The sequence below is a fragment of the Nocardia jiangsuensis genome (genome assembly GCF_042650385.1).
GTDB lineage: Bacteria > Actinomycetota > Actinomycetes > Mycobacteriales > Mycobacteriaceae > Nocardia > Nocardia jiangsuensis.
In genome coordinates this window covers 1-9681 of sequence record NZ_JBHSAX010000015.1, presented here as the reverse complement: position 1 = coordinate 9681, position 9681 = coordinate 1, and the positions used below count along the sequence as shown (strand labels likewise).

General features: G+C 73.3%; 10 protein-coding genes. 5 read left to right on the top strand and 5 right to left on the bottom strand.

From position 1 onward, the window contains the following. The 3 genes from ACFO0B_RS19085 to ACFO0B_RS19075 all read left to right on the top strand — a co-directional run. The coding region (locus tag ACFO0B_RS19085) for a cytochrome P450 (RefSeq protein WP_378613873.1) at positions 1-832 on the top strand (832 nt) is incomplete at its 5' end. Beyond that, a complete protein-coding gene (locus ACFO0B_RS19080) occupies positions 829-2157 on the top strand; it encodes an NAD(P)/FAD-dependent oxidoreductase (RefSeq protein WP_378613872.1) in 1329 nt (442 codons plus the stop codon). The genes ACFO0B_RS19085 and ACFO0B_RS19080, both read left to right, overlap by 4 nt. Positions 2158-2210: 53 nt before the next feature. Further along, positions 2211-3470, top strand: a complete 1260-nt coding sequence (locus tag ACFO0B_RS19075; protein ID WP_378613871.1) for a cytochrome P450 — start codon at positions 2211-2213, stop codon at positions 3468-3470. On the opposite strand, the gene ACFO0B_RS19070 is transcribed toward ACFO0B_RS19075, so the two are convergent. The 4 genes from ACFO0B_RS19070 to ACFO0B_RS19055 all read right to left on the bottom strand — a co-directional run bounded on the left by ACFO0B_RS19070 (position 3457) and on the right by ACFO0B_RS19055 (position 6818). Beyond that, on the bottom strand, positions 3457-4068 hold the full coding sequence (locus tag ACFO0B_RS19070; protein ID WP_378613870.1) for a class I SAM-dependent methyltransferase: 612 nt from the start codon (positions 4066-4068) through the stop codon (positions 3457-3459). The genes ACFO0B_RS19075 and ACFO0B_RS19070 overlap by 14 nt on opposite strands. Before the next feature lie 58 nt (positions 4069-4126). After that, on the bottom strand, positions 4127-5050 hold the full coding sequence (locus ACFO0B_RS19065) for an aldo/keto reductase (protein ID WP_378613869.1): 924 nt from the start codon (positions 5048-5050) through the stop codon (positions 4127-4129). A gap of 79 nt (positions 5051-5129) precedes the next feature. Then, entirely contained in the window at positions 5130-5984 is an 855-nt protein-coding gene (locus ACFO0B_RS19060; RefSeq protein WP_378613868.1) for an alpha/beta fold hydrolase, read from the bottom strand. 63 nt (positions 5985-6047) lie between these two features. Further along, the gene (locus ACFO0B_RS19055; RefSeq protein ID WP_378613867.1) at positions 6048-6818 is read right to left on the bottom strand and encodes a CPBP family intramembrane glutamic endopeptidase; all 771 of its coding nucleotides are present in this window, start codon (positions 6816-6818) and stop codon (positions 6048-6050) included. A gap of 176 nt (positions 6819-6994) precedes the next feature. Here ACFO0B_RS19055 and ACFO0B_RS19050 point away from each other — a divergent pair, with 176 nt between their 5' ends. Beyond that, entirely contained in the window at positions 6995-8677 is a 1683-nt protein-coding gene (locus ACFO0B_RS19050) for a hypothetical protein (protein WP_378613866.1), read from the top strand. Here the strand turns inward: ACFO0B_RS19050 and ACFO0B_RS19045 are convergent. Continuing rightward, positions 8674-8904 carry a hypothetical protein gene (locus ACFO0B_RS19045; protein WP_378613865.1) on the bottom strand — a complete coding sequence of 77 codons (231 nt, stop codon included), beginning with the start codon at positions 8902-8904 and terminating at the stop codon, positions 8674-8676. The genes ACFO0B_RS19050 and ACFO0B_RS19045 overlap by 4 nt on opposite strands. An 18-nt stretch (positions 8905-8922) precedes the next feature. Between ACFO0B_RS19045 and ACFO0B_RS19040 the strand changes: the two genes are divergently transcribed. After that, positions 8923-9570, top strand: coding sequence for a hypothetical protein (locus tag ACFO0B_RS19040; protein WP_378613864.1), 648 nt, complete (start codon positions 8923-8925; stop codon positions 9568-9570). Positions 9571-9681 lie beyond the last annotated feature (111 nt).

Below are 9681 nucleotides of genomic sequence, written 5' to 3'. Positions count from 1 at the left end.
CGGCGAGCTGGACATCCTGAACGACCTGGCGGTGCCGCTCGCGGTGGCCATGGTCCCGGTCCGGCTGCTCGGCGCCGACCCGGCCGACGGCGCGCTCTTCCGGGCCTGGCAGCTGGCCATCGCGCGCGGCACCGACCCGGACTCCATGCTCGGTGAGGCCGAGGTGGCGGCGCGGGGCGCGGCGGCGCTCGAGTGCATGGGGTACTTCGCGCGGGTCGTAGCGCAGCGCGCGGGTGACCCCGGCGACGACCTGCTCGGGACGCTGATCGCCGCGGTCGGCGACGGCGCGCTCACCGAACCGGAGGTGATCGGCATCGCGCTGCTCACCCTGGTCGCCGGGATGGAGACCTCGATCAACCTGATCGGCAACGGCATGCTCGCGCTGCTCCGCAACCCGGACCAGCTGCGGCTGCTGCGGGCGAACCGGGAGTTGATCGGGCCCGCGCTGGACGAGATGCTGCGCTACGACGCGCCGACGCAGTTCACCATCCGGGTCGCGCTGCGGGACACGGTGGTCGGCGGGCGCGAGTTCCGGCGCGGGGACGGGGTCGTCGTGCTCACCGCGTCGGCGAGCCGGGACGACCGGGTGTATCCGGAGGCCGATCGCTTCGACATCACCCGGTATGCCGGGAACCGTCCCGCCCGTCGGCATCTCGGTTTCAGTCTCGGGATCCACTACTGCGTGGGCGCGCCGCTGGCCAGGATCGAGGCGGAGGCGGCGATCGGGGCGCTGCTGGACCGGGCGCCGGAGCTGGAACTCGCCACCGACACCGTGGAGTACCGGCCCAGCCTCATCCACCGCGGGATCGTCTCGCTGCCGGTGACGCTGTGAAGGCGGTCGTCCTCGGGGCCGGGATCGCGGGGTTGCTCGCGGCGCGGGTGCTGGCCGATCGCTGCACCGAAGTGGTTCTCGTGGAGCGGGATTCGCTGGAAGCCGGGTGGCGGCGCGGGGTGCCGCAGGGGCGGCACCTGCACGGGCTGCTCGATCGGGGGCGGACGGTGCTGGAGGAGCTGTTTCCCGGGTTCACCGGCGAGGCGGCTGCCCGTGGCGCGACCACCGCGGAGGCGTTGGTCGGTACCAGGTGGTACCTGGGCGGGGCCCGGCTGGCGGCGACGCCGACCGGGTTGACCTCGGTCATGGCGACTCGGCCGCTGCTGGAAGCCGTTGTCCGGGAGCGCGTTCTGGCGATGCCGGGGGTTCGGTCGCATACCGGTACCGTGCGCGCGCTGGTCGGTGACGCGGGTGCGGTGCGCGGAGTCCGGGTGACCGACGGCACCGCGGACCCGGCCGTCGGCGACGTCGAACTCACCGCCGACCTGGTGGTCGACGCGACCGGCCGCGGTTCGCGTGCCCCGCAATGGCTCACCGACCTCGGCTTCCCCGCCCCGGCCGAGGAGCGGCTCGAGGTCGACCTCGGCTACGCGTCGGCACTGTTCCCGCGGACCGAGGGGCAACTGGACAACCAGTCCTCGGTGATCATCTCGACCGGCCCGGACGGGCGCGGCGGCGGCGCCATCCGGGTGGAGGGCGACCGCTGGCACGTCACCCTCGCGGGCATGCTCGGCGACCACCCGCCCACCGACCCCACCGGCTTCACCGCCTTCGCCGCCACCATCGCGGCACCCGACATCCACGCCCTGGTCGACGGCATCGCGCCGCTCGGCGAGATCACCCCGCACCGCTTCCGCTCCCCGCTCCGCCGCCGCTACGAACGGCTGCGCACCGTCCCGGCCGGCTTCCTGGTGCTGGGCGACGCCCTCTGCAGCTTCAACCCCCTGTACGCCCAGGGCATGGCGGTCGCCGCCCAGCAGGCGCTGGTGCTGCGCGACTGCCTGACCGCGGGCACCACGAACCCCGACCTCCCCGCCCGGTTCTACGCGGCGGCGAGCGCGGTGGTCGACGTCGCCTGGCGCCTCTCGGCCGGCTCGGACCTGGCCAATCCCGGGGTAGAGGGCACACGCACGGTCCGCACCAGACTCACCAACGCCTACGTGGCGCGCGCACACCGCGCCGCGCACGCCGACCCGCTGGTCGCCCGCACCTTCCTGCGCGTCGGCAACCTCGTCGACCCACCCGCGGCTCTGCTGCGGCCCACCCTCGCCCGCCGCATCCTGCTGCCACGCAGCGCGAACGGCGCGAACGAGCCGACCGGGTGACCGGCCGCAGCGCCGCGGCCGGGAACCAGAATCCAACGACACCGGAGGGACCAATGGACTCGACAACGGCGGTCGCGGAGCAGGATTCCGCGATCGAGAACGCCATCGCCCACCTGTTCGGCCCGGAGGGGCGCCCCGACCCGTACGCCGCCGCGCGCACCCTGCGCGACGCCGGCCCGATGCATCGGACCCCGCTCGGCCACTACGTGCTCACCCGCTACGAGGACTGCGCCGCGGTGCTCTCCACCACCGCGTGGAGCCACGCGGAGGAAGCCGGGATGATGCACCCGACGGTCAGGCCGGAGGACGCCCCCGAGGAGCTGCCCACCTCCTTCCTGTGGATGGAGCCGCCGGACCACACCCGGCTGCGCAACCTGGTGACCAAGGGCTTCACCCCGCGCATGGTGACCAGGCTGCGCCCGCGCATCTCCGAGCTCACCGAGCAGCTGGTCGACGACTGCCTGGCGGCGGGCGAGTTCGACCTGATCGAGAAGATCGCCTACCCGCTGCCGCTGATCATCGCCTGTGAGCTGATCGGCGTGCCGCACGAGGCCTACGACCAGGTTCACCGCTGGTCGCAGGATCTGGCCCGCGGCTTCGACCACGACTACACGCTGCCCGAGGAGGCGCTGAGGGCGCGCTCGGCCGGGTCGCGCGGCTTCATGGGGTACTTCCGTGAGCTGCTGAACGAGCGCCGGGCGAACCCGAAGGACGACCTGCTCAGCGCGCTCTCCCAGGTGGAGGACCGCGGCGACGTGCTCACCGAGCAGGAGCTGCTCGCCACCTGCATCACCACCTTCGTGGCCGGGCACGAGACCACCGCCAACCTGATCGGCACCGGCCTGCTGCAGCTCATGCGGAACCAGGACCAGATCGCCGCCCTCCGCGCCCGCCCCGAGCTCACCCAGACGGCCCCCGACGAGCTGCTGCGCATGGAGCCGTCGGTGCAGATGACCACCCGCGCGGCCACCCGGCCGATCACGGTGGCGGGCCGGGAGTTCGAGCAGGGCGAGGGCGTCGTCATCCTGATCAACTCCGCGAACCGTGACCACGCGGCATTCGCCGACGGCGACCGGCTCGACGTCGCGCGCTACTCGGACCCGAAGAATCCGGCGAAGAAGCATCTCGGCTTCAGCCTCGGCATCCACTACTGCCTCGGCGCCCCGCTGGCGCTGCTGGAGATGGAGGTGCTGCTCGACGTGCTGCTGCGCAAGGTCAAGGACATCGAACTGCGCGACGACGCGCCGGTCTACAAGCCGAATGTGGTGATCCGCGGGCTGGAATCGCTGCCCGCGCGCTTCACTCCCGCCTGATCGTCGCGAACCAGGCGGCGGCGCCGTTCGCGTGGAACCGGGTCATGATCCGGTCCGGTTCCACGGCGGCGATCCGCCAGCCGGTCGATGCGCCGAAGGCGGCGGCCAGGCCGGCCCGGGAGACCGGGTGCGGGCCGGGGTCGTCGCCCTCGTCGGCGAAGCACAGCAGGAACAGGGTCCGCTCGGTCACCGCGGCGAGACTCTCGGCGTAGGCGCGCTGCTCGGCGGTGTCGAAGGTGTGGAAGAGGCCGCAGTCCAGCACCTCGGGAAAGGTGCGGCCGAGGTCGGCCAGGTGCAGGGCGTCGGCGGTGGCGAACTCGGCGGTCAGGCCGCGCTCGGCCGCGCGTTCCCGCGCCAGGGCGATGGCCGTCTCCGCCACGTCGACGCCGAACACCCCGAGTCCGCGTCCGGCCAGGAAGAGGGCGTTCTCGCCGCTGCCGCAGCCGGCGTCGAGCACCGGCCCGGTGAAGGCGTCGGCGCGGCGCACCACGGCGGGTTGCGGGCCGCCGACATCCCAGGGCGCCGGGCCCTCGCGGTACGAGGCGTCCCAGGGCAGCCCGGTCGCGCGCTCGTGGCTGGTCGGGGTGCGTTCGGCCATGGACTTCCTCCTGGCAACTCGACGGTCTGCGGTGCCGCGGGCGCGCCGGACGGCCCCGTCACCCCAGCGCGGCCAGGTCGGCCGCGGTCAGCCGCCACGCCCCGGCGGCGACATTCTGCCGCACCTGCTCCGGCGTGGTCGCGCCCGCGATCACCGAGCTCACCGGCTCCTGCGCGAGCAGCCAGCCGATGGCCAGCTCGAGTAGCGTGTGCCCGCGCTCGGCGGCGAACTCGGTCCACCGCTCGACCCGGTCGAAGTTCTCGTCGGCCACGTACCGATCGGCGAACCGGGCGGCCAGCGCGAACCGCGAACCGGGCGGGAAGTCAGCCCCGCGCCGGTACTTCCCGGTGAGCAGCCCGGACGCCAGCGGGAAGTACGGCACGATGCCGAGGTGCTCGGTCCGCGCCGCGGGCACCACCTCGCGCTCGACCTCGCGGACCAGCAGACTCCACTCGACCTGGGTGCCGGTGAACCGCGCGCCACCGGATTTCTCGGCGGCCCGCGCCGCGTCGGAGATCTGCGCGCCGGAGACGTTCGACGAGGCCAGGTAGCGGACCTTGCCCGCCCGCACCAGCTCGTCCAGCGCCGCCAGCCCCTCCTCGACCGGCGCCGCCGGATCGGGGTAGTGCTGGTAGTAGAGGTCGATCCGGTCGGTGCGCAGCCTGGTCAGGCTGGCCTCGCAGGCCGCGACGATGCGGTCCCGCAGGATTCCCGGCCGGTACGGCTCGTCCTGCGGTCGCGGGGTGAACTTGGTGGCCAGCACCACGGCGTCGCGGCGGGTGCCGAGCGTGGCGCCGATGATCTCCTCGGAGGTGCCCGGCCCGTACATCTCCGCCGTGTCGAAGTGCGTGATCCCGGCGTCCAGCGCGGCCTCGATCACCGCCGCGCCCGCCGCGAGATCCAGTTTCATGCCGAAGTTGTTGCAGCCGAGCCCGACTACCGAGAGGTCGGGGCCGTCGCCGCCGAGCCGACGAGTCTCCATGGGGCCCGACTCTACGAGGGTGCCTGGCTCGATGCGCGAGGACGTCGCGTGGAGCGGGCGCCTACGGGGGATGCCCCGCTCAGTGCGCGAGGATGTCGCGCAGGGCGGCGGCGAAGGCCTCGGGCTCGCCCTGTTGCCCGTGCTCCCCGCCGAGGAACCCGATGTGCCCGCCGGGCAACAGCACGTGCTCGAAACCGCCCGCGGCGGCGAAGGTCTCGGCGCCCCGCGCGGCGAGCTCGGCCCCGGAAGCGGCGCCGGAGGCGAGCACGATCCTGGTCGGCGCGGCGCGCAGCGCGTCCAGGTCGTGCTCGAACCGCCCGCAGCCGCGCATGTTCACGCCGAGCAGCGGGTTCGTCCGCGATCCGTCGTCGGTGTCCGGCAGCCCGAAGGCGGCCGGGTCCGGCCCGGGCGCGTCCGCGTAGCCCGCGGGCAGTGGCCCCCGCTGGGAGACGAGCGCGATGAACTTCGCCATCGCCGCCCCCTCCCCCTTCGCCCGGTAGGTGGCGTAGATGTCGGCACAGACCGCGTTCACCTCGTCCCGGTCCGGCAGGAACTGCGCGACCGGCGGCTCGTGCGCGACCAGGGTACGCACCGACTCCGGCCGGTGCCTGCCGATCCAGGCCAGCGCGTTCACCGCGCCGCCGCTGGTGGCGAAGACATCGATCGGGCCGAGCGCGGCCGACTCCAGCACCGCCTGCAGGTCGTCGGCGTGCTGGGCCGGATCGGCCTCGGCGCCCGGCTCGGCCTGGGGGCTGCGCCCGGCGCCGCGCGGGTCGTAGGTGAGCACGGTGCGGTCGCCGAAGTGCCCGGCGAGCGTGCCGAACGCGGCCGCCTCCATGGGCGAGCCGAGGAGGAACAGGGCGGGGCCGGCGCCGGGACGCACGTCGTAGGTGATGGTGGCGCCTGCGGTGGCGACGGTACGGGTCTCGGGCACGGTGACTCCTCTGCTCGGGGGCTGCGCTGTATTCGACGGCGCGGCCCGCGCGGATTCATCGCCTCAGCCGAGCGCCGCCGCGGCGACGATGCTCGGGGTGAAGAGCGCCCAGTCGTTGAGGATGTGCGCCCCCGAGCAGACCCACAGGTTCTTGGTGCGGATCCAGGCCAGCGAGAGGACGAGCCGGGCGCCGCCGATCACGATGAAGCACTGCGCGACGTTCCAGTCGTAGGTGGGCAGGTGCGCGGCGGCGAACCAGACCGCCGTCGCCAGCCAGGCCACCACGATCGCGGACTTCCTGGAGAGCGTCCCGCGCCGGGTGAGGAAGTAGAGCAGCGCCAGGAACGGGATGACGGTGAACAGCTCCTCGCCGACCAGCTGGATGCCGGTGCCGAGGTAGAACGCCAGCACCTCCACCGCGCCGTCGATACCGTCGGTAGCCGCGTTGGCCGACGCGCCGAAGACGGCCGCGACCAGGAGACCGAGCAGCGTGCTGACAACGAGGTTCAGGAGCGCGAAGCCGGCCATGGTGAGCAGATCCCGGCCGCGCACCGGCCGGAACAGCGCCGACCAGTACGGCCGGGCCAGCACCGCGAGCACCGCCAGCGGGATCACCACGAAGAGCGCGCGCGGCACCAGCGCGGCGACGTTGTCCGGCTCCGGCAGCAGCACCAGCGCGGCGAAGCCCGCCGCCACCGCGAGCCAGGCCAGCGCCCACCGCACGGCGCCGAGCCCGACCGGCTCGCCCGCGTAGTAGGGGAAGTCGACACCGTCCGGCCGCTCGATCCACGGGCCGAAGCGGTCCGCCGGCGTTGCGTGCAGTGTCTCGGCCATGTGGCTCCTCGATCCGTTCGGCTAACTTGCAGCCATTCTCGCCCACGACACCCTGTGCCGCTTCACAGCGGAAAACCGGGCTGGATTGTGAATCCGGATGATCCCGGGGCGGTACCGTCCGGTGGCACCGCCGTGCGGGGTTGCATGTGCGGATCACGGCCGAAGGGACAGCGACGATGCGGGGTCGAGTGGCGAGCGCGGTGTGCGCGCTGCTGGTGGGGGTTTCGGCCGCGAGCGCGGCGCCCGCGGCGGCGGAGCCTGGGCGCACCGAATCGGGGTACGGGTCCAGCTCCCCGGTGACCTCGGTGATCTCGACCGTCGTGACCCGCGACGTCCCGCTGCCGCCCACCGCGCTGCCGCACCCGCCGGAGTGCGACCGGCTCTCCTACCTGCGCTGGCGCTCCGCCTCGGGGCCGAGCGAGTCCGCGGCCGCGGACCGGATCCTGGTCGCGCAGCCCGGGATCTTCGAGGGCGCCGGCGCCTTCGACGGCGTCGCCCGCAACACCGTCGCGCTGGCCGCGCGCTTCGGCATCCACCTGGAGTTCTGGGCGCTCGACCGGCGCTCCAACTGCCTGGAGGACCACACCGGCACCCGCGCGGCGCTCGCCACCGGCGACCTGGACACCGCGACCGGCTACTACTTCGGCGGCGCCGAGGTCGACGGCCGCCGCTTCGCCGGCTACGCCGACGGCGCCGCCACCGACTGGCTGCGCGACCAGGGCCTCGAGCAAACTCTGCGCGACCAGTACGACCTGCTCCGCCTGGAGCTGCCCGACCAGCGAGTGCGGCAGCGGAAACTGCTGTGCGGCGGGCACTCCCTCGGCGGCTTCCTCACCGGCTACTTCGCCGGCTGGGACTTCGACGGCAACCCGGCGACCACCGACGACGCAGGCTACAACCAGTGCGGCGGCTGGTTCGCGCTGGACACCGTCATCCGGGTCGGGCTCGGCCTGCGCGGCATCGACATCCCCGCCATCCCGCCGGAGATCGCGGGCGGCGTGGAGAACCTCTCGCTGCAACTCGACACCGCGCTGCCCGTGCTCCGGCTGCCCGCCGTGATCAACCCGGAGACCACCAACCTGCTCGCGCTCGCCGGGCTCGCCGCCCGGCTCGCCCCCGATGGCGTCAACGACCTCGTCAGTCGCCTCCCCGACAACCCCAATATCGACCTCACGCTGCGCACCCTGCTCTCGCAGAACGCCGCCGCCTTCCTCACCGGCTCCCCGGACGCCCGCGACCTCACCGCCACCAACGAGGCCGTACTCGGCGCGCTGCTCGACGACAACTCGCAGCCGCTCGGCTTCCTCCAGGCCAGCACCGGCTTCGTCACCGGCGGCCCGACCGGCCCGAAGGACTTCCCGCTGCCGGACGCCATCGCCCGCGGCCCGCTCGGCTTCGGCGGTTTCGGCGACGCCCCGAAGGTCTCCCCGACCCGCTACTCCCCCGACACCGTCTACCGCTGGCTGGACTGGGACGAGGTCACCGCTTCCACCTCGCCCGCCACCAATCCCGGCAGCGAGGTCACCTCGATCGCCCAGCTGGCCCGCACCCTCTGCGAGCCGCCGCTGGACTTCACCGAGTGGTACTTCCCCTCCCGCATCGCCTTCGACCTGCAGCAGACCACCGCTCCCTCGATCACCGCGCACCACCTGCACCCGCGCGGCATCGACACGCTGCCCATGCTGACCCTGCAGGGCAGCGGCGGCATCCCGCTGCCGGACTCGGGCAGCCCGCTGGACACCAGGATCGAGCTGGCCGGCTACAACCACCTCGACCTGGTCACCGCGGACCCGGATTCGCGCAGGGACGGGTCGCCGGAGCCGGTCTCGGCCCGGCTCGTCGAATTCGCGACCCGCTAGCGCCGGAAGCGGCGCGCGACCGCGGCCCGCGCCCGCGCCAGCCGCGACTCGGCGGCGGGCGGCGGGGCCGCCTCGACCGCCGCCGCCTGCGCGAACCTGCTGTGCAGCTGCTCCCTGACCTGGTCCGGGGTGTAGGCGCGGCGGCGCCGCTCGCCGCGCACCACGACCGCGCCGGTGGCGACGACGCCCGCCGCACCCGCCAAACCCAACACCTTCCACCACCTCATACCGCCTAGGCTACGGGTATGGCGGGTGTGGACATCGATCTCGATCGGGCTGTCGAGATCACCAGGACAGGTGACATCTGGTTGTTCCGTGGTCATTCCACGGCCGATCGGATGATCCGGACGTTGACCAACGCTCCGGTCAACCACGTCGGCATGGCCGTGGTGATCGACGATCTACCGGCGCTGATCTGGCATGCCGAGCTGGGCCGCTCGCTCCCGGACATGTGGTCCGGCACCGCGCACCGCGGCGCGCAGCTGCACAATCTGCGCGACGCGGCGCTGGTCTGGGCGAATCGCTACGGGCAGCAGGCGTGGCTGCGGCAGCTGGAGCCGCCTGCCGATCGGGAGCGCGAGGACGGCGCGCTGCGCGCCATCGCCCGGCTGAACGGCACCCCGTTCCCGTCGACCGCGACGCTCACCGCGCGCTGGTTCCGCGGCCGGGTCAAGCTGCCGCGCAGGTCGTCCCGGCCGCCGAAGGCGAGCGAGGTGGAGAACGCCTACTGCGCGGAGATCGTGGCCGCCACCTACCAGGCCATGGGGCTGCTCAGCGCGAAGCGCAGCCCGGACTGGTACGACCCGGGCAAGTTCTGGAGCGGTGACCGGCTGAAGCTGCTGGACGGGCACACGCTCAGCGGTGAGATCGCGGTGCGGACGCCGCCGGAGTAGGCCCTCCGAACGGGAGTCCGCGGCAGGGTCTAGTGTTCCGCGCCTGAAATCCGTTGGCTAAGTGTAGGGTCCGGCCGTGGCGAGGACAGGCAGGCCGCGGTCGGGGCCGGA